The 22554-nt window shown below is 62.5% G+C and carries 17 protein-coding genes and 1 pseudogene; 16 read left to right on the top strand and 2 right to left on the bottom strand.

Annotated features, from left to right (window positions below; translation table 11 throughout):
- The first annotated feature begins 268 nt into the window (after positions 1–268).
- Positions 269–1048 carry a twin-arginine translocase subunit TatC gene (gene tatC, locus IE079_RS10825; RefSeq protein WP_189576253.1) on the top strand — a complete coding sequence of 260 codons (780 nt, stop codon included), beginning with the start codon at positions 269–271 and terminating at the stop codon, positions 1046–1048.
- Positions 1045–1764, top strand: a complete 720-nt coding sequence (locus IE079_RS10820; protein WP_189576251.1) for a 16S rRNA (uracil(1498)-N(3))-methyltransferase — start codon at positions 1045–1047, stop codon at positions 1762–1764. Before tatC ends, IE079_RS10820 begins: the two co-directional genes overlap by 4 nt.
- Positions 1765–2119: 355 nt before the next feature.
- On the opposite strand, the pseudogene IE079_RS18835 reads toward IE079_RS10820, so the two are convergent.
- A pseudogene (locus IE079_RS18835) lies at positions 2120–2878 on the bottom strand (MFS transporter); the annotation flags it as partial.
- 142 nt (positions 2879–3020) lie between these two features.
- Between IE079_RS18835 and IE079_RS10815 the strand changes: the two are divergent.
- From IE079_RS10815 to IE079_RS10780, 8 genes are all read left to right on the top strand, one after another.
- Positions 3021–4802 carry an IucA/IucC family protein gene (locus tag IE079_RS10815; RefSeq protein WP_189576249.1) on the top strand — a complete coding sequence of 594 codons (1782 nt, stop codon included), beginning with the start codon at positions 3021–3023 and terminating at the stop codon, positions 4800–4802.
- Positions 4780–5751, top strand: a complete 972-nt coding sequence (locus IE079_RS10810) for a GNAT family N-acetyltransferase (RefSeq protein WP_189576247.1) — start codon at positions 4780–4782, stop codon at positions 5749–5751. Before IE079_RS10815 ends, IE079_RS10810 begins: the two co-directional genes overlap by 23 nt.
- 15 nt (positions 5752–5766) lie before the next feature.
- A complete protein-coding gene (locus IE079_RS10805) occupies positions 5767–7506 on the top strand; it encodes an IucA/IucC family protein (protein WP_189576245.1) in 1740 nt (579 codons plus the stop codon).
- A complete protein-coding gene (locus tag IE079_RS10800) occupies positions 7499–8845 on the top strand; it encodes a lysine N(6)-hydroxylase/L-ornithine N(5)-oxygenase family protein (protein WP_189576243.1) in 1347 nt (448 codons plus the stop codon). The genes IE079_RS10805 and IE079_RS10800 overlap by 8 nt, the downstream gene beginning before the upstream one ends.
- 44 nt (positions 8846–8889) lie before the next feature.
- Positions 8890–11109, top strand: a complete 2220-nt coding sequence (locus IE079_RS10795) for a TonB-dependent receptor (RefSeq protein WP_189576241.1) — start codon at positions 8890–8892, stop codon at positions 11107–11109.
- A 4-nt stretch (positions 11110–11113) separates the two neighbouring features.
- Positions 11114–12049 (top strand): ABC transporter substrate-binding protein, encoded by a 936-nt coding sequence (locus tag IE079_RS10790; protein WP_189576239.1) that lies wholly within the window; start codon positions 11114–11116, stop codon positions 12047–12049.
- Positions 12046–14049 carry a Fe(3+)-hydroxamate ABC transporter permease FhuB gene (gene fhuB, locus IE079_RS10785; RefSeq protein WP_189576237.1) on the top strand — a complete coding sequence of 668 codons (2004 nt, stop codon included), beginning with the start codon at positions 12046–12048 and terminating at the stop codon, positions 14047–14049. Before IE079_RS10790 ends, fhuB begins: the two co-directional genes overlap by 4 nt.
- 89 nt (positions 14050–14138) lie before the next feature.
- A complete protein-coding gene (locus IE079_RS10780; RefSeq protein ID WP_189576235.1) occupies positions 14139–14906 on the top strand; it encodes an ATP-binding cassette domain-containing protein in 768 nt (255 codons plus the stop codon).
- Between the two features lie 10 nt (positions 14907–14916).
- Here IE079_RS10780 and fhuF read toward each other — a convergent pair whose 3' ends face one another.
- Positions 14917–15678 (bottom strand): siderophore-iron reductase FhuF, encoded by a 762-nt coding sequence (gene fhuF / locus IE079_RS10775; RefSeq protein WP_189576233.1) that lies wholly within the window; start codon positions 15676–15678, stop codon positions 14917–14919.
- A gap of 318 nt (positions 15679–15996) precedes the next feature.
- Here fhuF and IE079_RS10770 point away from each other — a divergent pair, with 318 nt between their 5' ends.
- From IE079_RS10770 to IE079_RS10745, 6 genes are all read left to right on the top strand, one after another.
- Positions 15997–16959 (top strand): ABC transporter permease, encoded by a 963-nt coding sequence (locus tag IE079_RS10770; RefSeq protein WP_189576231.1) that lies wholly within the window; start codon positions 15997–15999, stop codon positions 16957–16959.
- A complete protein-coding gene (locus tag IE079_RS10765; RefSeq protein WP_189576229.1) occupies positions 16949–17947 on the top strand; it encodes an ABC transporter permease in 999 nt (332 codons plus the stop codon). Before IE079_RS10770 ends, IE079_RS10765 begins: the two co-directional genes overlap by 11 nt.
- Positions 17944–18981, top strand: a complete 1038-nt coding sequence (locus tag IE079_RS10760) for an ABC transporter ATP-binding protein (RefSeq protein ID WP_227712444.1) — start codon at positions 17944–17946, stop codon at positions 18979–18981. The genes IE079_RS10765 and IE079_RS10760 overlap by 4 nt, the downstream gene beginning before the upstream one ends.
- Positions 18974–20005 (top strand): ABC transporter ATP-binding protein, encoded by a 1032-nt coding sequence (locus IE079_RS10755; RefSeq protein ID WP_189576228.1) that lies wholly within the window; start codon positions 18974–18976, stop codon positions 20003–20005. The genes IE079_RS10760 and IE079_RS10755 overlap by 8 nt, the downstream gene beginning before the upstream one ends.
- Positions 20006–20104: 99 nt before the next feature.
- The gene (locus IE079_RS10750) at positions 20105–21781 is read left to right on the top strand and encodes an ABC transporter substrate-binding protein (RefSeq protein WP_189576227.1); all 1677 of its coding nucleotides are present in this window, start codon (positions 20105–20107) and stop codon (positions 21779–21781) included.
- A 96-nt stretch (positions 21782–21877) separates the two neighbouring features.
- A complete protein-coding gene (locus IE079_RS10745; protein WP_189576226.1) occupies positions 21878–22495 on the top strand; it encodes a QsdR family transcriptional regulator in 618 nt (205 codons plus the stop codon).
- Positions 22496–22554 lie beyond the last annotated feature (59 nt).

Below are 22554 nucleotides of genomic sequence, written 5' to 3'. Positions count from 1 at the left end.
GCCGCGTCGCCGGCGAAAAGGAAAAACAGCCGGAATCGCAGCAGGACGAACCGCAACCCCCGGGTGAGCCGCCGCACGAGGGCAGCCAGCAGCAGGATGACAGCGGTGAGGGTGACAACCGTCAGCAGCTCAGGGACTGGGAGCCACCGGAAAAGCCGGGCTACGACCCTCACGCCATGATCCGCAAGGGCAGTCATACAGATCCCGCTGAAGAACCCACCGACTCCGGAGACCCGGAGACGCCAAAGGATAAACCGGAACGCCATTCATGAGTTCAGCCTCCCCGGGCAGACTACCCCCTGAGCAGCAGGAAATGCCCCTGATCGAGCATCTGCTGGAGCTCCGCAACCGCCTTTTGAAGATGGTGCTGGCGGTGCTGGTGTGTTTTGCAGTTCTGTTCCCGTTCCGCAACGAACTCTACCTGATCATGGCCGGGCCACTGATGGAACTGCTGCCGGTGGGTCAGTCGATGATTGCCACCGATATCACCGCTACCTTCTTCGCGCCCATGAAGCTGGCACTGGTGCTTTCGGTATTCATTGCCATACCGGTCATCCTTTACCAGCTCTGGAGCTTCATCGCCCCCGGGCTCTACGCCCACGAGAAGAAACTGGCCTTTCCGCTGCTGTTCTCGTCGATACTGCTGTTCTATCTGGGCGCCATTTTCGCCTACTACGTGGTCTTTCCCCTGGTATTCGGCTTTTTCACCGCCGTCGGCCCTGAAGGCATTGTCGAGCTGCCGGACATCACCAGCTATCTCAACTTTGTGCTCAAGATGTTCTTTGCCTTTGGCGTTGCCTTCGAGATTCCCATTGCCACCATCCTGATGATCCTGTCCGGCGCCACCACACCCCAGGAACTGTCGGCCAAGCGGCCCTACGTGGTCGTTGGCTGTTTCGTGATCGGCATGATTCTGACCCCGCCGGACCTGATTTCCCAGACCCTGCTGGCCGTGCCCATGTGGCTGCTGTTCGAGATCGGCGTACTGTTCGGCTACCTCGCCGTGCGCCACCGCCCGGATGACGGTTACCCCGACGACGACGTATGAACCTGGCGCTGCTGTCGGAACAGGATCTGCTGGACGACCACCGCGCCAGACTGACCGGCCGTCGCCGTGACCACCTGGTTGACGTGCTGCGGGCCGGCGAGGGCGACACACTGCCGGTTGGCGTGGAAGATGGCCCCATGGGCACCGGTACCGTCACCTGCCTGACTGACACCAGCGCGGAACTGCGGCTGGAACTTGACCAGTCGCCGCCACCCCCTCTACCCCTGACACTGATCCTCGCCATGCCACGCCCCAAGATGTTCCGCCGTGTGCTTCAGACCGTCGCCGCCCTGGGCGTCAAGGACATCTGGCTGATCAACAGTTACAAGGTGGAAAAGAGTTTCTGGCAGACACCCTCGCTGCAGCCCGGGCACCTGCGGGAAAACCTGACCCTGGGACTGGAGCAGGCCATGGATACCCGCATGCCACAGGTGCACATCCGCCAGCGCTTCAAACCCTTCGTGGAAGATGAGCTGCCCGCCCTGCTTCGCGACCGCCCGGGGCTGGTGGCTCACCCGGGAACATCCACTCCCTGCCCCGTACATCTGCAACGACCAGCCACCCTGTGCATCGGACCGGAGGGAGGTTTTATTCCCTACGAGGTTGAGAAGCTGGAGGAGGCGGGTTGTCAGTCCGTTCACCTGGGGCCCCGGATACTGCGGGTGGAAACTGCCGTGCCGGTGCTGATTGGCCGGCTGTACGATCTCTGCGGGTAAGCGCCCGTGCACGGGCTGCCAGCAGGCCCAGCACTGGCACCAGCAGCACAAAGAATGTCATGGGGCGTTCCGGGCTGACCTCCAGTAACCAGCCTCCGGTCAGCGTTCCGATGATATAACCCAGCGTATGTGTACTCGCCAGCCTGCCGGCAACTTCGCCCTGGGCATCCGGATGACACTGCCGCAGCAGGCTGCCATACCAGGGTGTCAGCACTGCGGCGCCAAAGGCCAGCGCTGCAATTCCGCTATAAACGGCGGGCAGGCTTTGTGCGCGCGCCAGCACCAGCCCCGCCACCAGCAGGGAACTGCCCCAGATCGCCACGAGGATGACGTTGCCCCGTGCCCATGCATGAACCATCGGCCCGAATACGAGTCCGACGAGGGACGCCAGCACCAGCGCTGCGGCCGTCAGTGAGGAGCCCATTTCCGACGACACCCCCGCCATTGCGGTAAGGGTGGGCCCCAGCACGAATTGCACCGCGCCCACCCAGCCCGTGAGCAGCAGAGCCATCAGGTAGAAAGGCCAGCCCGCCAGCCAGCTCGGGCGACCATCAGCCCCGGAACCGGCCCTGCCCGGTGTCGCGTCCACCGGTGCTTGGGCCCGGGATCGGGCGCCACCGAGCACCAGCAATACGGCCAGTGCGCCGGCCAGCACCAGTACCGTCATCATTTCCAGCCACGCGGCCATGACAACCAGGGCCGGGCCGGCAAGACGACCGGTGTGCACGGCCATCTGCAGGCGGGACAGCCGGTAGCCCCACTCTTCCGGTCCGGTATTCGCTACCGCCAGCCGCTGCGCCGCCGGGAAAACACCACCCGCGCCCACCCCGTGGGCCAGCCGCGCCACCAGCAGACAAGCCACCGCAAGCTCGCCCTGCAGACCCGCTGCCAGAACCAGCAGCAATAGCCCGAAACCTGCCAGCACCATCATCGAGGCCTGGCCGGACACGGAACCGGCCCCCCGCCGGTCCACCACTCGCCCCCACAGAGGCGCCCCCAGAAGCACCGGTATCATGCCGGCAGACAGAATCAGCGACCAGGTACCCGCAGAAAGCCCGGTCCGGTCGATCAGCCATGGCAGGCAGGCCACCAGTGCCGACTGCAATACGCCCATCATCAGCACCGGGCCCCAGGCTTCCTTTCCCCGAATCATCATCTCCATCGCCTGCTCTGCTCCGCCTTGTCTTAATCTGTATTGCGAATCATTATGATTTAAATTACAGTCCTTCGCAAAGCGATCGGACAAGGACATGGTTATGACGCTATCCCGGGAATCCGTAACCCCCTCCCTGAATGCCTACTTCAATGCCCTGCTGCGGGAGACTGGCCCCTGGCCCTGGCACCCCCGGTGCCGGCACTTTTCCATCACCCATACCGGCACCGGGGAGAGGCTGCTGATACCCTGCCGCTTCCGGAGCCTGGGTGGCCGACACCTGCTGGGCCCGGAGCTTTGGCTGGAACGTGGCAGCGGGCCCGAACCCATCGGTTTTTCGGAAGCCGTACGATGGACCCTGGCACTGCCTGAACTTCGTAACCAGTCGTCGCCCGGGACCCGGCAGGGCTTTCTTCACCGGGTAGAACAGAGTGACGACAACCTCCGCCGGGTCCTTGCGCACCGCGCACAGCACTGCCCTGCACCCGGGCCCTCGCCGCAAAGCTTTATCGAGTCCGAACAGGCCCTGGTTAACGGTCACTCCATCCACCCCTGCCCGAAGGACCGGGGTAACATGAGTGACGACGAAGCCAGGGCCTTTGCCCCGGAATACAGCGCACGGTTTCCGCTGATCTGGTACAGCGTGGATCGTCATCAGCTGCGTTGTCATGACTCGGCGCAGGCATCACTGGCCGGGGTTGTCGAATCACTGCTGGAACATGAACCGGCACCATTGCGCCAGGCCGCTTACGCCGCTGCCTCGGCCGGACATACGATCATTCCCTGCCACCCCTTCCAGCACCGGCACTGGCAGGCACTGCCGGCCCTGCAGGAATTGCAATCGAAAGGCCGGCTGCACAGCCTGGGCATGGGCACCAGCCGGTGGTATGCCACGTCGTCGTTACGGGCAATCTGGGCCGATGATCAGGACTGGATGCTGAAGTTTTCGCTCTCTGTCCGCCTCACCAATTCCGTTCGGCACCTGCAGCCTCAGGAGGCGGTAAGGGGACCGGGGCTTGCCGATCTTCTGGACACTGCACCCGCCCGCCAGTGGCTGGACCGCCACCCCCGCTTCCGGATCCTCAACGAGCCGGTTACCACCGTGATCTGCGACAACCAGGGCCAGCCACTGCCGGAAACCACACTGGTGTTCCGGCACAACCCCTTCCGGAACAAGACGGACGAGGCTTGCGAGCTGCTGGCCTCGCTGCTGCAGGACGACCCTGCAACCGGACTTTCCCGTCTGGGTAGCTGCCTGCGGGCTCGAAACGCCAGTGAAGCGGACGCCGTAGCCTGGTTCCGCGGCTACCTGGATCTGGCCGTCAAACCCCTGCTGGACGCGCAGGGCAACCTGGGCCTGCTGTTCGGTGCCCATCAGCAGAACCTGATTCTGCGCCTGGACAGGCAGTTCCGGCCCGTGGCTGCCTGGTTCCGGGATTGCCAGGGCACCGGTTTCTCCTCACTGGCTCACCACCGGTTCGGGCCGGATCTGGCGGCATCGGTACGGGCGGGCGAAAACGAATTGCCGGACGGCCTCGGCGTGCGGCTGTTCTGCTACTACCTGTTCATCAACAGCACCTTCAATGTCATCACCGCCCTGGCGGCCGCTGACCTTTGCACGGAAGACCAGCTCTGGCACCAGCTGAAGCAATGGCTACAGCAGCAACGTGCAGAAGGCCCGGCGGACACCAGCGCCCTCGACTACCTGCAGACCAGCCCGCAGCTGTATGCCAAGAACAACTTCCTTTGTTCCCTGCGGGCCCTGAACGAAAACACCCTCACGGACCTCGAATCCATCTATCACCCCATGCCCAACCCACTGGTGATTGAACAGACCATGACACACAAGGACAGCAAACATCATGACACGCCTATCGCCCATTGAGCTGACACTCTCATCGGACCAACAGCAACTGCGGATTTCCCTGGACACCAGCAGCTGGCAGGCCCGACGTCACACCTCCTCCGGCAGCGAGTGTCTTCTGGACTGGGAGGGACCGGCACTGGACGCACAGAACAGCCACCGTGTGCTGGATACGCTGTTCCATGAACTGGGCACCCGACAGATAGACCTTTACGGCAGCGCCCGGGAGGCTTTCCATACCAGCCACCCCGCCTGGGTCAACGGAGCTGACCGCAGCGCCATATCACGACCGGCCTTCTACCAGGTTCGCGAACACTGGCTGGATCCGGCGTTGTGGCCGGTATTGCCTGAAGTGACCGAACAGACCGGAGACATTCAACACCCCAGGCGACCGGTGACCGGAGACCAGATCCTGTATCGCCGTTTCTCCCCTGCCCTGGGCAAGACCCTCACGCTTCGCCAGGCGACCGTGGAAAAAGACGGGGAACGCTTTCATCGCTGGCAGAACGACCCGCGGGCCGCGAGGTTCTGGGAGTATCCCTGGAGCCGGAAGCGCCTCGACGCCATGCTCGATGATCGCCGGGCCGACCCCCACTCCCTGCCCCTCATCCTGGAGGCCGACGGCGAGGCCGTGGGCTACTTCGAGACCTACTACGTGCCGGAAGACCGGCTGGGGCCCTATTGCGAGGCAGGCCCCTTCGACCAGGGCATGCATGTGCTGGTGGGCGAAAGGAAGTTTCTGGGCAACAGGCAGACAAATCTCTGGCTCAACACCCTCAGCCACTTCCTGTTCCTGAGCGAACCCCGAACCCAACGCCTGTGGGGCGAACCGAGGGCGGACAACCGGGGCATGTTGCGCTACCTGCAGAGCACAACCTGGCAACACCATGGTGAGTTCGACTTTCCGCACAAACGGGCCGCCCTGCTGAGCAATTCCCGTCATCGTTTCTTCGCCGACGCCCGACTCTGACCGACAGGAAGGACCATGATGGAAAACGCCAACCACTGGCAGACCGTCAATCACCGGCTGATGGCCCGCACGCTGGCCGAATGCGCCTATGAGGGGATCATCTCACCCCGCCGGGTGTACGGGGATCAGTATGAACTCGACACCGGCCAGCATCGCTACCGGTTCAGGGCCCGGAGAACACCCTGGGATTTCCTCTGGATACGCCCGCACCCCATTCTGCGTGACGGCTATCCCGTCAGTGATGCCATCCAGCTTGTACTGGACTGCCGCGAGGCACTCGCAATGAGCGACATTACTCTCGGTAACTTTATCGAGGAGCTAAATAACACCCTGGCCGGTGACCTGCTGCGACAACAGAACCTGGCGAACCAGACGGCCTCACAACTGCTCGACCTGCCGCCGGCCCGGCTGGAAGCGCTGCTGGATGGTCATCCGAAGGTACTGGCCAACCGGGGACGCCTGGGCTGGGGTATGGACGACCTTCACCGCTACAGCCCGGAAGCCGGACAGCCGGTGGTGCCACGCTGGCTGGCCGCCCACCGCGCCACCGGGCTGAGGGTTTTTGGCCAGCCCACTCCGGAACAGTGCCTTACCGCCAGCGAGCGCCAGGAACTGGCCCCATGGCTGGATTCCGGCGACTGGCAACTGGTGCCGGTACACCCCTGGCAATGGCAGCATCATATCCAGCCACAATATGCGGCCATGCTACAGGCTGGCAATCTGGTCGACCTGGGCTCGCGAGGCAGCCGCTACCTTCCTCAGCAGTCGATCCGCACCCTGTCGAATGTGGACGAGCCCACAGCCTGTGACCTGAAACTCTCGCTGACCATACTGAACACCTCCTGTTACCGGGGTATTCCGCCGGAACCCATGGCCCTGGCGCCGGCGCTGTCCCGGTGGTTGTCAGCCACCGCCAGCACCGACCCGTTCCTGTCCGCGACCGGCCTGACGGTGCAGCAGGAACTTGGCGGCGTACACCTGCCCCAGCCCCACCAGCAGCAGGTGGACGGCACGCCCTACCGATACCGGGAAATGCTCGGCGCCGTGTGGCGGGAAAGTCTGGCCAGCAAGCCGGCGGCGGGAGAACAGGGCTGGATCTTCGCAGTGCTGATGCAGACCGATGCCGCCGGCACACCATTGGTCGCAGAAATCATCCGCCGCTCCGGCTGGTCCGTGGAAGACTGGCTGACACGACTGTTTGACCGGGTCACCCTGCCGCTGTACCACCTGCTGTGTTGTTACGGCATCGGCCTGGTGGCCCATGGCCAGAACCTGGGCGTGATTTTCCGCCACTTCCGGCCGGAACGGGTGGTGCTCAAGGACTTTCACGGCGATCTGCGGCTGGTGGAAGGCGACCTGCCCGGCCGGGCCGGTGTTCCGGAGTCACTGACCCTGGCACTACCACGCCTGCCACCAGCCCATCTGTTGCACGACCTTTACACCGGACACCTGGTCACCGGCTTGCGCTTCCTGTCGCCGCTGCTGGAGGACCATCTCGGCTATCCGGAGCGGGACTTCTACCGGTTGCTCCACGACCGGCTGCAACAATACCAGCGGGAGCACCCACAACTGGCGACCCGTTTTGCACAGTTCGACCTGTTGTCTCCTGCCATGGCACGGGTATGCCTTAACAGGGTGCGCTTCCGGATCGGCTATGGCGACGACGCATCCCGCCCCACCCCGACCCTGGGCCCGGATCTGCCCAACCCCCTTCACCCACGAAATCATCACACCATGGAGATCTGCCATGAGTAAGGACATCCTCGACCTGGCCGGCATCGGCATTGGCCCCTTCAACCTGAGCGTGGCGGCCCTGCTGGACCAGCACCCGACGGTGAAAGCCGCCTTCTTCGACAGCAAACCGGGCTTCGACTGGCACCCTGGCATGCAACTGCCGGGCGCCCGTCTGCAGACTTCCTGTCTCAAGGACCTGGTGACAGGCGCCGACCCCTGCAACCCCCACAGCTTCCTGAACTACCTGGTTCAGCGGCGGCGCTTTTATGCCTTCCTCAGCGCGGAAAGAACAGCCATAAGCCGCCGCGAATTTGCCGACTATCTGAGCTGGGTGGCCAGCCGCCTGCCCAGCCTTCAGTTCGGGCATGGCGTGGAGTCGGTATGCTTCGAGGATGGCCTCTTCCGGCTCGATTTCCGGCACGGATCAGATCCTGTCTACAGCCGTAATCTGTGCATCGGCACCGGCATCCGCCCCCATATTCCGCCGGCCTGTGAGGCGCTGGCCCCCGAGCGCAGCCTGCACTGCATCCATCTGATGGACCGGGCCAGAGACTTCAGCGGTAAGCATGTGGCGGTCATCGGTGGCGGCCAGTCGGGCGCCGAGGTCATGTTGGGCCTGCTCGACGGCCTCTGGGGTCAGCCCGCCAGCATCCGCTGGTTCTCCCGTCGCCCCAATTTCGAACCCCTCGACGAAACACCCTTCACCAATCTCTATTTTTCGCCACAATACGTGGACACGTTCCAGGGTCTGCCCGAACAGCGTCGCCGGGACCTGGTGCACTACCAGAAACTGGCGTCGGACGGCATTTCTCCGGATACGCTGCAAGCGCTCTACCAGCGTTTGTACGAGCATCCCCTGGAACACCCCGGGCGACCTGAGCCAGAGCTGCTGCCCGGGCGATCCCTTTATGCGGTGACAGACAACGCGCCCATGAGCCTGCTCACCCGCAACCGGCTGGACGACCAGTTCGAGGAATTCCGGGCGGACCAGCTGTTGCTGTGCACCGGGTTCGAACATGGTCTTCCCGACTGCCTGACCCCCATCAAACCGAAGCTTCGCCTGGACAGCACCGGTCGCCCCCACCTGCACCGGGCCTTCAACCTGGATTGGGATGGCCCCGCCGACCGGTCCATCTATGCCGTCAACCAGGGCCGTTTCAGCCACGGCATCGCCGACTCCCAGCTCAGCCTCACCAGCTGGCGCTCCGCCGTTATCGTCAACCACCTGCTCGGCAGGGAGCAGTACCCGGTCGGCGAGGACGCAGTGCCGGTCCGCTGGGACAGCAGGGGAACCAGAGAGAACCCGGTAATACGGGACATTCCCCACAAAAAGGCGCACGCAGGAATTGAATCTATCTGATAATCGTTTACACTTGCGCTTTATTTACATAGGGAGAATTACTGATGACCGTCCGAAAGATTGTTCCGCTTGTCCCGCGGACCCTGCTGTCACTGGCGCTCGCAGCCCCACTGTCTGCACACTCCGCCTCACAGTCACTGGATGAACTTGTGGTGGTCGGCAGCCGGGCACCGACCCAGATCAGTGAAGTTCCGGGTACCGTGTGGGTAGTCGATGAAGAGGACATCTCGACTCAAGCGAGTAGCGGAAAAACCTTGAAGCAAATTCTCGGTGAACTTGTACCAGGGCTGGATGCCGGACCACAGGGGCGAACAAACTATGGCCAAAATATGCGTGGCCGCAAAGCCCTGGTCATGATTGACGGAGTCTCCCTGAACTCCTCAAGGTCAGTTAGTCGCCAGTTCGATTCCATCGACCCTTTCAATATAGCTCGAATCGAGGTGCTCTCTGGCGCCACAGCCCTCTACGGAGGCGGCGCCACCGGTGGCATCATCAATATCATCACCAAAAAAGGCGAGGCAGGTGAGACCCGCTTCAGTTCCATGGCGGGCGCCTCCTCGGGATTCAACGACAGCGATGACCTGTCCTATCAGCTGGCCCAGTCCGTTAGCGGTGGCAACGACCAGATCCAGGGACGACTCGGGATAGCCTATGCGGAAAATGGAGGCACCTTCGATACCGATGGCAATCAGGTCAAGCCTGATGTCACCCAGACCGATCTCCAGTACAACCGCTCAATCGATGTGCTCGGCAACCTGGGCATCTGGCTTGACGACAATCAACGCCTGGATGTCACCGCTCAATACTATGACTCCCGTTATAACGGCGACACAGGACTCTATTTTGGCGAGGACTTTGACGCCTTTACCGGAGTCGACCCCGACAGCTTCGATATCCGGGACGGTGTCAATTTTGACCAGGAGCCGGCGACAGAACGCTATCAGGTCAGCCTGAACTATCAGGCTTACGATGTGCTCGGTCACACCTTCTACGCCCAGGCGTATACCCGGGGCGAAGAACTCAACTTTCATCCGTTCCCTTATGTCAGGGCAGATGGCAGTGGCGGCCTTCTACCCGGCTCCTATTACTCAGCATCCCAGCAGGAAACTGCCCTCTCCGGCATCAAGCTCCTCATGACCAAAGAGCTTACGAACTGGAACCTGAGTTACGGTGTCGACTATTCCCGGGAACGTTTCGAAGCCGATCAGATGCTGTTTGATCTGGCACGGGCCGCCGATACAGGTGGCCTGGCCGCCGACAAGACAGACGTTGTGGGACGCTACCCCGACACGGATATCGACACGCTCGCGCCTTTCCTACAAGTTGAACATCAGGTGACTGATGCCCTTAAACTGAGCGGCGGACTTCGTTATGAAGTGGTCGACACAGAAATCGGCGACTTCGTGGACAACGCCTATCAGGTGAGGGTTTCCCAGGGCATGATTTCGTCGGCCGAGGCGATTCCCGGTGGTGAGGAAACCTACGAAGAGTTCCTGGTGAACCTTGGCGCCGTTTACAAACTGGACCAGAGCCAGCAAGTGTGGGCCAACTACAGCCAGGGCTCCACCCTTCCTGACCCGGCGAAGTGGTACGGTCAGGGAGATTACACAGTTTCCGGGGGGCAGGCCCTACTGGATAATGGCATCTCGATTGATGGTTCACCTTTACAACAGGTAAAAACCGAGCAGGTAGAGCTGGGCTGGAGAACGGGCAAGGCCAAATGGGATGCACAGGTCGCCTTGTACTACGCCTGGTCGGACAAGGAAGTGGCCACTGAAAACCTTTCCGTAGTGGTCAAGGACAACAAGACCCGCAACTACGGCCTTGAAGCCAGTGCTGCTTTCCGTCCTGCCGATAACTGGACCGTGGGCGGTACCACCCACCTCACCCGGGGTGAGGTGAAAGTTGACGGTGACTGGGAGAAAGCCAGCGTGACCGATGCCAGCATGCCCAAGGTGACCGGCTACGTCGACTGGCACAACAACTACAATCAGATTCGTTTCCAGGGTACACACCTGATTGACGTAGAGGATGAAGATGGAAACGAACTGAAAGGAAGAACCACCTTTGACCTGATCGGGAACCGGAAGCTGCCACTTGGCCAGGTGTCCCTGGGTATCAGCAACCTTTTCAACGAGGATTACTCCACCGTTTGGGGACAGCGTTCCGTCATCTTCTACTCTCCCGCCTACGGCCCGGAGGAAATGTTCGATTATAAGGGCCAGGGTCGCACCTACATCCTGACCTACTCCGTGGATTACTGATGGCATGCTGACAGGCAGTTGTCCGGGGCCCGCATTGCGGGCCCTTTTGATGCTATTGCTCAGCTTCACCGCCAGTGCCGGCACCGTGGTCACCCATGATGCCGGCGAACTGCGTATTGAGAACACGCCGCAACGGATCGTGGTGCTGAACTGGTGGCTGGCGGAACACCTGCTGGCGCTGGGGGTGACCCCGGTGGGCGCGGCTGACACCGACGGCTACCGGGAGTGGGTCGCGGAACCGCCGCTGCCGCAGTCGGTAAAGTCCGTGGGTCGTCGCCAGGCCCCCAACCTGGAAGCCATCCGCGCCCTGGAGCCGGACCTGATTCTGGTCTCCGGGCACCTGATGGCGGCGGTGCCCGCTCTGCAAACCATCGCCCCCACACTGGTGCAAACCACCTACGATACTGGCTCAGACCCCTGGGACAGGGCCCGCGAGCACCTGATCACCCTGGGGCGGGTGCTGGACCGGGAAGATCGCGCACGGGCCGTGATTGCGCAGGCCCGACAGGACCTTGCCGACACCCGGCAGCAGCTCTCGGAAGCCGGCCTGACGGGCCAGCCAGCGTTTATCGTTCGTTTTCTGGACGACCGCCGGGTGCGCATCCACGGCGACAACTCCATGCTCAACCAGGCCCTGGAGCAGGCCGGGCTCGACAACGCCTGGAACCGGTCCACCAACCTATGGGGATTTACCCCGGGCACCCTTGCCGATCTGGGCGGGCACCCGGATGCCTGGCTGATCTACATACGGCCATGGCCGGAAGCAGACCGGGAGCGCCTGCGGGCCAGCGGCCTCTGGCCGTACCTTCCCATGGCCCGTAGCGGTCGCATTTCCGGCGTGGGGCCGGTATGGACCTTCGGTGGTGTCGTCAGCGTTCCGCGTATGGCACGTATGCTGGCCGATCAGCTGATTGCCGTCGATACGGAGGTTCAACCATGAGCCTTGCCCCGTTGCGACAAACCACCGGACGACGTCTGGCATTACTGACAATGGCTCTGCTGGCGACGGGATTGCTGCTGTCGCCCGCCACCAGCCCCGACAACCTGGCCCGCCTGCCGGGCGCCCTGATACTGTCCGCATCCGCCAGCTTCGAGCAAGCGGTGCTGCATTTCACCCTGTTGCCAAGGCTGACCGTGGCCCTGCTGACCGGGGCCGCCCTCGGGTTTGCCGGCACCCTGGTCCAGCAGGTACTGCGTAACCCGTTGGCCGCGCCCACCACCCTGGGGGTCGCTGCCGGGGCCCAGCTGGTGCTGGGATTGGTGATGCTGCTCGCCCCTTCCCTGCTGGTGTGGCGAACGGCCTGGGCCATGGCCGGCGGACTTGCCGCCCTCGGCCTGGTGCTGCTGATGGGAGCCCGCCGCGGGTTTGACCCGCTGACCCTGACCCTGTGCGGCCTGATTGTCAGCCTCTACCTGGGGGCTATCAACACTGTCATCCTGCTGTTCAACCAGGAGCAACTGGCGGGGCTGTTCATCTGGGGCGCCGGCGAGCTCAGCCAGAACGACTGGCGCAGCACCCTGGCGCTGTTGCCGCGCCTGCTGGTGGCCGGGGCGCTGATACTGGCACTCTGGCGCCCGCTGCAGGCCCTGGACCTTGGCACGGAAGGCGTTCGTTCCCTGGGACTGTCGCCGGGCATCACCCGGGCCCTGGCGCTGGTACTGGCGGTCTATCTGACGGCGCTGACGGTCAGTCATGTGGGCGTGGTGGGCTTTATCGGCCTGGCGGCACCGGCCCTGGTCCGCCTGCTGGGGGCGCGCACCCTCCGCCAGCGACTGCTGGCCAGCGCCCTGACCGGTGCCCTGCTGTGTCTGGTGGCCGACGGCATGGCCCAGCAACTGACCCTGGCCTTCGGGCATCTGCTGTTTCCCACCGGGGCTGCCACCGCCCTGATTGGCGGGCCCGTGCTGCTGTGGGTGCTGACCCGCAACCGGACCATATCCACGCCACCGTCCGGGCCCACGGCCATGGCCCCGGCCCGGCGCGGGTTCCCGGTCTCCGGCATGCTGTTACTGGGCCTGGTCGGACTGGGCAGCCTGGCCATCACCCTGTCCCTCGGCCCCACCTGGGAAGGCTGGCGCTGGACACCACTCAACGGCGAGACGGCCCTGCTGGCCATGCGCCTGCCTCGCATGACCACGGCACTGATGGCCGGTGGTTTGCTGGCCGGGGCCGGCGTGATCGTACAACGGCTGACCCGTAACCCCATGGCCAGCCCGGAACTGCTGGGCATCAGCACCGGTGCCGCCATGGGCATGGTGCTGCTGGTGCTGACCATCGGCACTGGCAGCCGCATCCTGCAGATTATGGCCGGCGGGCTCGGTGGTACCCTGGTGCTGCTGGGGCTGTTGCTACTGAGCCGGCGCAGCGGCTTTTCACCCCAGCGACTGCTGCTGGGCGGTATTGCCCTGTCTGCCCTGCTGGACGCCGGCATCCGCATGGTACTGGCCATGGGCGATGCCCAGGCGGTGGCGCTGCTGAACTGGCTGGCGGGCTCCACCTGGCTGTCCGGCCAGACCGACGCACTGGCTCTGGCTGTGGTGACGCCGGTGCTGGCGTTGCTGGCCCTGCTGGCGACCCGCTGGCTGGATCTTCTGCCCCTGGGCGAGACCGCCGCCCGTTCCCTGGGTTTACCGCTGGCGCCGGCACGCCTGGCGCTCCTGTTGCTGGCAGCGCTGATGACCGCGGCCGCCACGCTGGTGGTCGGGCCCCTGTCTTTTGTTGGCCTGATGGCTCCGCATCTGGCCCGGTTGCTGGGCTATCAGAGGGCCCTGCCACAACTGCTTGCCGCCTTCGTGATCGGCAGCCTGCTGATGCTCTGGGCCGACTGGCTGGCACGCACCCTGGTATATCCCTACGAATTGCCCGCCGGACTGGTGGCGACCCTGATCGGCGGTGGTTACTTCCTGATCCGGATGGCGCGGATGCCAGCGCCCCGCTGACGGGCGCGGTGGCTCCCCTGAACCATCAGTTATTGATACGCATTTACATTTGAATTAGTATCTGACCTTTCACAGAGCGAGCCGACATCATGTTCCGACTGGACGCCGTCAGTTACCGGTTGCCGGCAAAAACCCTGCTGCACCCCATCGACCTCACCATCGACCACGGTCAGGTGGTGGGTCTGATCGGCCATAACGGGTCGGGCAAATCGACGCTGCTGAAACTGCTGGCACGACAGCTGACGCCATCCGCCGGGCGCATCATCCTGGAAGACAAGGACCTGCACCGCTGGGGCGATCGCCCCCTGGCCCGGCAGATCGCCTACCTGCCGCAGCAACCCCCGGCCACCGACGGGCTCACCGCCATGGAGCTGATCAGTTTCGGCCGCTATCCGTGGCACGGGGCCCTGGGCCGTTTTTCCTGGGAGGACCAGCAACAGGTGGAAAAGGCCATGGCACTCACCGATACCGAAGCCTTTGCCAACCGCGGCGTGGACGAACTGTCCGGTGGCGAGCGCCAGCGAGTCTGGCTAGCCATGCTACTGGCGCAGAATGCCCGCTTCCTGCTGCTGGACGAACCCACCTCGGCGCTGGATGTTGCCCACCAGGTGGAAGTGCTGTCGCTGGTACGCAAGCTGGGCAAGGAGCTGAACATGGGTGTGGTAGTGGTGTTGCACGACATCAATATGGCCGCCGCCTACTGCGACCACCTGGTGGCGCTCCACAGTGGTCGATTGCTGACCGAGGGCGCCCCGGAGCAGCTGATGAACCGGGACACCCTGGAAGACATCTACGGCATTCCCATGTCGATCCTGCCCCACCCCCACAATCACGGTGGCCGTATTGCGGTAGTGTGACACAGCGGATTCAGGCCTCGTCGGGAAGCAGCGCCCCTTTGGGTGGCCGGTCCAGGTGGGGACAGTTCCGGCACAGGGGCAGATCCGGCAACCGGTAGCGGATACAGCAGTGGCGCCTTTGCCGGTGCGGTTCACAGCTTTCGCCCCGTTCCACATACCGCACCGGACTGGCCATGGGGTTGGGGCGGCCATCCGGGCGCTTTTCCAGCGCAATGAGCTGGCGACCGTCTTCCAGCAGGGCGTCGGGAACGCCCCCTGCGCTCATGGTGCTGATCAGCCACTCAAAGTAGTTGGCAGCGTTATTCCACAATACCCGCCGTGACACTTTCACCTGCCGACTCCAGGCCTCGATCAGAGGCTCGAAGTTGTGGTCCAGCAGCTCCCGGAAACGATCATAGGGCCCACCGGGAGGCGTCGCGAAAGGCCTGCCCGCATCCGGCAGACGAAAAGCCTCGGGCAGACCATTTTCGTCGAGGATGACCTCAATCCGGTCCAGCGACACCGGCAGCTCATGGCCCAGAACCAGGTTGGCCGCGGCCACGGGCACGGTCAGCTTGACGAAATAGTACCGTGACCACAGTGAAAGCAAGGCCCGGTCGTCATCACCGGGCTGGAAGCGGCGGTATTCGGCAAGCAGCCATGCCAGGCCTTCGGGTGATATCAGGTCTCGCACCGGTATACCCGAGCGCCGATCTTCGCCCTTTATCACCAGCATATTCCGGTAATACTCAAAGTCGCCAACAAACAGGGGAGCCAGAGCAGGAATGGTCATCGGTCATCCATGTTGTCATTCGCCGGGATCAAACATCCCTGAGAAAAATTCAAGCTTAATGTAAACGCTTATCATTATACACAGGATGATCCGTATGACGAGGGCTCTGCGCCCGTCAGCTGCTTCCTGCCGTTTGCCCTGAAACATTCTGATGATTTTTTCGGCGATGGAACTTTCCAACAAAAAGTTCTACTGCTATACCTGAAAGGGTCAACGTTCCAGACAGGCACCGCCCCCTGAATAACAAAAAGGTGCCTGCGACGGCCCGGCTTTTCCGGAAGCCGGACAATAACGATAACAACAAAACAGAGACCGCTTATGGGATCCTACCTTCTGAAGCGTGTGCTGGCGCTGATCCCCACCCTGCTGATTGCCAGTGTGCTGGTGTTCAGTGTGGTCCGCCTGGTACCGGGGGACGTGCTCGATCTCATGCTCAGCGAGAACGACTACTCCGCCAGTAGCCACGATACCCGTGCCGATCTGGAAAAGGCCCTGGGGCTGGACGACCCGATCTACATCCAGTACGTCAACTGGCTCGGCGACATCGTGCTGCACGGTGATCTTGGCGAGTCCCTCTGGCGCAATACCTCGGTCAATCAGGAAATCGCCGATCGCCTGCCGGTCACCGTTGAACTCGGTGTGCTTTCGCTGCTCATTGCCCTGGTCATTGCCATACCGGTCGGTGTGTACTCGGCAATACGCCAGGAAACGCTGGGAGATAACCTGGGGCGAAGCTTTTCCATCGTTGCCCTGGCGGTCCCCAATTTCTGGCTGGGGACCATGGTGGTGATCCTTCCGGCCATGTGGTGGGGCTGGTCACCGCCCAATACCATCGAACCCTTCTTCAGTGACCCCATTGAAAACCTCAAGGTATTCCTGGTGCCCAGCCTGATTCTCGGCGCCTCCCTGTCGGCAGTGGTGATGCGGATGACCCGCACCATGATGCTGGAAGTGCTGCGCCAGGACTACATCCGCACCGCCTGGGCCAAGGGGCTGCGGGAACGCAAGGTAGTGCTGCGCCATGCCGTCAAGAACGCCATGATTCCGGTAATCACCCTGGTGGGCATTCTGGTGCCCATCCTGTTCGGCGGCACCGTGATCATCGAACAGATCTTCCGGCTACCGGGCATCGGTCAACTGCTGCTGGACTCCGTGAGCAACCGGGATTATCCGATCATCACCGGCATCTTCCTGATTTCCGGTGTCATGGTGATGGTAGTGAATCTGCTGGTCGATCTCTGTTACGGACTGCTGGACCCGAAGGTGCGCTATGACGACTGAAACCGCCCCCGCTGCCTTGACTACCCGCCCCCCCACAACCCCACCCCTGCGGGAGCGACTGGGGGACAACAAGGTGCTCGGCTTTATCGGCCGGCTCATCGTGCAACGGCCCATGGGTGCCTTCGGCGCCGCCATCTGCATCGTGCTGCTGCTCACCGGTGTCTTCGCCGACGTCATTGCCCCCGAGGGCTACAACGCCATCAACCCCATCGATCGCCTCAAGCCGCCGTCGGCGGAATACTGGCTGGGGACGGACCAGCTCGGGCGCGACCTGTTCACGCGTATTGTCCACGGTGCGCAGCTGTCGGTAATCGTCGCCTTTGCCGCCACCTCCCTGTCCATCGTGATCTCAGCGGTCATCGGCATTACCAGCGGTTACTTCGGCGGCCGTTTCGACATGGCCAGCCAGCGAGTGGTGGACGGCTGGATGTGCTTCCCGGACCTGATCATTCTGATTGTGGCGGTCTCGGTCCTGGGGCCGGGTACCTGGCAGGTCATTCTCATACTGGGTCTGCTGTTCGGCATTTCCGGCTCGCGCATCGTGCGCAGCTCGGTACTCAGCGTGAAGCAGAACATCTACATCCACGCCGCACAGTCCATGGGAGCCTCCACCCTGCGAATACTGGTGATGCATATCCTGCCCAACGTGATGGCCCCCATTATCGTGCTGTTCACCACACGGCTGGCGGCGGTAATACTGGCGGAATCCGGTCTCAGCTTCCTGGGGCTGGGCATCCCCCCGCCCGCACCCAGCTGGGGCGGCATGCTCAGCCTGGACGGACGCAGCTATATGTTCCAGGCACCGTGGCTGGCCATTGTGCCCGGCGTGGCGCTGACCGTTGCGGTGTTCGGCATCAACATGTTCGGTGACGCCCTGCGGGACATGCTCGATCCCCGCATGAAAGGGGTTGGCTCGGGCCGCTATGTAGCTGCGGTGCGCCGGGATCGCCCTTCGTCCAGGCAGTCCACCGGAGGTACAGCACAATGAAAGATGCAGTAGCCAACCAGCCGGCAAACACCCCCGGTGAAACCATGCAGAAGGACCCGGTCGGCGGTCTGTTGCAGGTTGAGCACCTGCGCACCGTGTTCCGCCAGGGACGCCGGGAAGTCAAGGCTGTGGACGGAATCTCTTTCTCGGTGAACCCGGGCGAGACCCTGGCCATCGTGGGAGAGAGCGGTTCCGGCAAGAGCATGACCGCCATGTCCCTGCTGCGCCTGATTCCCAGCCCGCCGGGCGAGATCATCGATGGCGACGTGTTTTTCGGCGGCCGCAACCTGCTGGACATGTCCGAGGATGAACTGAGGGATGTTCGCGGCAACGAAATCGCCATGATCTTCCAGGAACCCATGACCTCCCTGAACCCGGTGCTGACGGTACGCCAGCAGCTGGCCGAGCCGATGCGGGTTCACCGCAAGGTAAAGGAGGAGGACATCGAGGCCCGCTGCCTGGACCTGTTACGCCAGGTGCGGATACCCGACCCGGAAACCCGCCTGGACGCCTACCCCCACCAGTTCTCCGGTGGCATGCGCCAGCGGGTGATGATCGCCATGGCACTGGCCTGCGAACCACGCTTGCTGATTGCCGATGAGCCCACCACCGCGCTGGATGTGACCGTGCAGGCCCAAATCCTGGAGCTGCTCAAGGACCTGACCCGCCAGCACGGCTCGTCGATGATTCTGATTACCCACGACCTGGGGGTGGTCGCGCGCTATGCCGACCGCATCAATGTCATGTATGCCGGACGGATCGTGGAATCGGGCACGGCCCGGGAAATCTTCGAGCAGCCTCGCCACCCCTACACCCTGGGGCTGATCAACTCCATGCCCCGCCTGGACGCTTCGGAGAAGGCCCGCCTGTTGCCTATTGAGGGCCAGCCGCCGGATCTCGGCAACCTGCCGACAGGCTGTGCCTTCCATCCCCGCTGTCCGTTTGCCGTGGACCAGTGCCGCCAACAGGACCCGCCCCTGGAGCCTTACCAGGGCCACCATCTGAAAGCTTGCTGGGTGAACGTCGATGACTGATACACCGTTACTGGAAGTGCGCAATCTCAAGGTTCATTTCAAGCTGCCGGGAAGCCTGCTGCGGCCCCGCTCCGGCGGCTCGGTGAAGGCCGTGGACGGTGTCAGCTTTCACCTGAAGCGGGGCGAAACCCTGGGCCTGGTGGGCGAAAGCGGTTGTGGCAAGTCCACCACCGGCATGGCGGTACTTCGCATGACACCGGTGACGGATGGCGAGATACACATTGACGGAGAGGACATCACACACCTCAAGGGCCGCGCTCTGCGCCCCCTGAGACGGCGGATGCAGATGATCTACCAGGACCCGTTCGGCGCGCTGGACCCTCGCATGCGGGTACTGGATATCATCGGAGAGCCGCTGAAAGTGCACAAGCTGGTCACCGGCCGCAAGGCGTACCGTCAGGAAGTGCTGCGACTAATGGAACTGGTGGGACTGCTGCCGGACATGTGCGAACGCTATCCCCATGAGTTTTCCGGGGGCCAGCGGCAGCGCATCGGTATTGCAAGGGCCCTGGCCGCACAACCGGATGTGATCATCTGCGACGAACCCGTATCGGCACTGGACGTGTCGATCCAGGCCCAGATCATCAATCTGCTGAAGGACCTGCAGGAAGAACTGGGGCTCACCTACCTGTTCGTCGCCCACGACCTCGCCGTGGTAAGGCACATCTGCGACCGGGTCATGGTGATGTACCTGGGGCACGTGGTGGAAGTGGCCGACAGTGAAGCCCTGTATACCAACCCGCAACACCCCTATACCCAGGCACTGATGTCGGCCATCCCCATCCCGGACCCCCGGGCCGAATCCCGGCGGGAGGTGGATCCGTCCATCGAAGGGGAGGTTCCCAGCCCGGTGAACCCACCCTCCGGCTGTCCGTTCCATCCCCGCTGCAAGCATGCCACCGAGGTCTGCTCCCGGGTTGCACCAACCCTGCGGGAAACGACGGACGGGCACGCGGTTTCCTGCCATTTGTATGAACCGGAAACGGAGGCCGAGTCCCTGGTCAGGGTCGCATCAATTGCTTGAGCAACCCACAACGAGCACAGGCGAGCGTTATCGTGCGCTCCAAACCAACGAAAAAAGGTGAGTCCTATGCACTCAATGAAAACAACAAGAAAGCGCCTTATGGCAGTGGCCGTTGCCGCCGCCTTCCCACTGACCGCCATGGCGGAGGCACCACCTGATGATCCCGGAGGCATGATCAACGTTGCCAGCATCTACTACGGACTGGATGCCGTGACCTGGGATACCGCCAAGTGGAACTGGAAAGCCAACCACGACATGCTGTTCATGGATCACCTGATCATGGGCGATCTTCAGTACGGGCCCGGAGGCAGCGACGAAAACGACTTCATCGCCCAGGCCTTCATCCCCTCCGAACACTACACCGGCGACCTGGCGGAAAGCTGGGAAGTGAAGCAGGACCCGCTGCGAATCGAATTCGATCTGCGCGAAGGTGTCTACTGGCAGGCCAAGGAAGGTGTCATGGAGCGCCGCGAGGTGGTCGCCGAAGACATCATCAATCACTTCGAGACCATGCAGGCCAGCGACCGCTACATTCCCACCTACTGGGACTTTATCGATGAGTGGAAAGCCGAAGGCGACCACAAGGTTGTGGCTTATCTGAACGAGTTCAACGGCAACTGGGGCTACCGCATCGGCTGGGGTTACTATGACGGCATCATGCCACCGGAGTGGCACAGCCTCAGTGGCGAGGAGCGGGCCGACTGGCGCAACGCCACCGGCACCGGGCCCTACATGCTGACCGAGGTAAACCGTGGCCGGGAACAGGTCTACAAGGCCAACGAGGATTACTGGGACACCACCACCATCGACGGTGAAACCTACGACCTGCCGCTGAATGACGGTGTGGTGTACAACATCATCAAGGATGAGTCCAGCTCCATCGCCGCACTACGCAGCGGCAAGCTGGATATCCACGAATCCATTCGCTGGCAGTTCGTGGAGGAGCTGAAGAAAACCGCGCCTGAACTCAACTTCAAGAGCGCCCTCAAGACAGAAGGCACCTATATCGCCCTTCGCACCGACAAAAAGCCGTTCAATGACGTGCGTGTGCGCCGGGCGATGAACCTGGCGGTGGATCAGCCGGCTATCCAGCAATCGCTGCTCAATGGCGAGGGTGCCTTGCTGAACTATCCGTTCTCCCAACGCTGGGAGTCACTGTACACGCCTCTGGAGGAACTCTCCGATCAGGCTCAGGCCATGTTCGGCCACAACCCGGAGAAGGCAAAAGAGCTGCTGGCTGAAGCGGGTTATCCGGACGGGCTCGAGTTTGACCTGCAGGTCTGCTCCTGTGACCCCTACCACGTCGACATGGTGGCCATGCTCCAGGCCTACTATCAGATGGCCGGTATCACCATGAACATCAAGACACTGGAATACGGCGCCTTCCGCTCCCAGATGCGGGACGAGAACCAGGCCGACGGTTACCTGATGGACAATGGTGAGGGCAACCCTTTCTCGGTATTGCGCAAGAGCTACCTGACCGATCAGACCTGGAACCCGTCGTTCTATGCCGACGAAACCTTCGACAAGATGTGGAACACCGCTCTGCATGAAACCGATGTGGAAAAGCAGAATGAAATGCTGCGGGAAATGAACAACTACATCATTGAGGAAGCGGTACCCCAGGTATGGCTGCCCACCCAGGAGTTCTATATCGCCTGGTGGCCCTGGGTGAAGAACTACCATGGCGAACTGCGGGTTGGTGCCGTACGTCCGGCGCCCATCTATGCCCGTATCTGGCTTGACCAGGAGCTCAAGGAAGAAATGGGCTACTGATGGCCCGTCCCGGGTGCCAACGGAAATGGCATCCGGGATCCGCTCCACCACCCGGTTTACAGACCGCAAGTTCGGACCCACGTCAGGGAGGATCCGATGACAGACCAGCAGAACACACCGCTGAGCCAGTTCGTCAGGCACCCGAGCCATCGGGCAACACCACTGGATGTCCTGAAGGAAGCGCGTCGCCGCTGGCTTCGGGGAGAGCGCATCAGTCTTAACGAGCTGGCTGAGAGCGTAGGCATCGGCAGGACCACCCTGTTCCGGTGGGTGGGCACCAAGGAACTGCTGATGGCAGAAATCATGTGGTCGGTGTATGAACCTACCCTGAAACAGGCCCGTGAAACAGCCTCCGGCTCCGGCGCTGACTACATTGCCAACGTCTGTCGATACACCATGACGGCGGTGATCGAATCCCGGCCCCTGCGGCAATTCATCAGTGATGACCCCCAGTTTGCCCTGCAGATACTGACATCCACCCGGCTGCTCCAGGAACGCCGGCTCAATGCCATGAAGCAGCTGTTACTGGAGGAACAGGAGAAAGGCACGATTGCACCGGGACTGGAAATCGACAGCCTGGCGCTGATCATTATCCGCCTGACTGAATCCTTTACCTACAGCGACCTGATTGTCGGGCGGCGTCCGGCCATCGAGGAAGCCTGCAAGGCGATCCGCACCCTCTGCGGCAGTCAACCGGCCAGCTCCACGGCGTAACGGCAACCGCCCCCGCACCATTTCATCTGCCATCCATTCCGCGCCGACCATAGCCAAGG

This window comes from Marinobacter zhanjiangensis (genome assembly GCF_014651935.1).
Taxonomy (GTDB): domain Bacteria; phylum Pseudomonadota; class Gammaproteobacteria; order Pseudomonadales; family Oleiphilaceae; genus Marinobacter; species Marinobacter zhanjiangensis.
The sequence above is the reverse complement of the archived record's forward strand: the minus strand, read 5'-3'. Positions and strand labels throughout refer to the sequence as shown.

Bases quoted from the DNA above. Each gene is read 5' to 3' on its own strand.
- tatC (WP_189576253.1), top strand. From the start codon at position 269: ATGAGTTCAGCCTCCCCGGGCAGACTACCCCCTGAGCAGCAGGAAATG.
- IE079_RS10790 (WP_189576239.1), top strand. From the start codon at position 11,114: ATGCTGACAGGCAGTTGTCCGGGGCCCGCATTGCGGGCCCTTTTGATG.
- IE079_RS10820 (WP_189576251.1), top strand. From the start codon at position 1,045: ATGAACCTGGCGCTGCTGTCGGAACAGGATCTGCTGGACGACCACCGC.
- fhuB (WP_189576237.1), top strand. From the start codon at position 12,046: ATGAGCCTTGCCCCGTTGCGACAAACCACCGGACGACGTCTGGCATTA.
- IE079_RS10815 (WP_189576249.1), top strand. From the start codon at position 3,021: ATGACGCTATCCCGGGAATCCGTAACCCCCTCCCTGAATGCCTACTTC.
- IE079_RS10795 (WP_189576241.1), top strand. From the start codon at position 8,890: ATGACCGTCCGAAAGATTGTTCCGCTTGTCCCGCGGACCCTGCTGTCA.
- IE079_RS10810 (WP_189576247.1), top strand. From the start codon at position 4,780: ATGACACGCCTATCGCCCATTGAGCTGACACTCTCATCGGACCAACAG.
- IE079_RS10760 (WP_227712444.1), top strand. From the start codon at position 17,944: ATGAAAGATGCAGTAGCCAACCAGCCGGCAAACACCCCCGGTGAAACC.
- IE079_RS10780 (WP_189576235.1), top strand. From the start codon at position 14,139: ATGTTCCGACTGGACGCCGTCAGTTACCGGTTGCCGGCAAAAACCCTG.
- IE079_RS10805 (WP_189576245.1), top strand. From the start codon at position 5,767: ATGATGGAAAACGCCAACCACTGGCAGACCGTCAATCACCGGCTGATG.
- IE079_RS10750 (WP_189576227.1), top strand. From the start codon at position 20,105: ATGGCAGTGGCCGTTGCCGCCGCCTTCCCACTGACCGCCATGGCGGAG.
- IE079_RS10770 (WP_189576231.1), top strand. From the start codon at position 15,997: ATGGGATCCTACCTTCTGAAGCGTGTGCTGGCGCTGATCCCCACCCTG.
- IE079_RS10765 (WP_189576229.1), top strand. From the start codon at position 16,949: ATGACGACTGAAACCGCCCCCGCTGCCTTGACTACCCGCCCCCCCACA.
- fhuF (WP_189576233.1), bottom strand. From the start codon at position 15,678: ATGACCATTCCTGCTCTGGCTCCCCTGTTTGTTGGCGACTTTGAGTAT.
- IE079_RS10745 (WP_189576226.1), top strand. From the start codon at position 21,878: ATGACAGACCAGCAGAACACACCGCTGAGCCAGTTCGTCAGGCACCCG.
- IE079_RS10800 (WP_189576243.1), top strand. From the start codon at position 7,499: ATGAGTAAGGACATCCTCGACCTGGCCGGCATCGGCATTGGCCCCTTC.
- IE079_RS10755 (WP_189576228.1), top strand. From the start codon at position 18,974: ATGACTGATACACCGTTACTGGAAGTGCGCAATCTCAAGGTTCATTTC.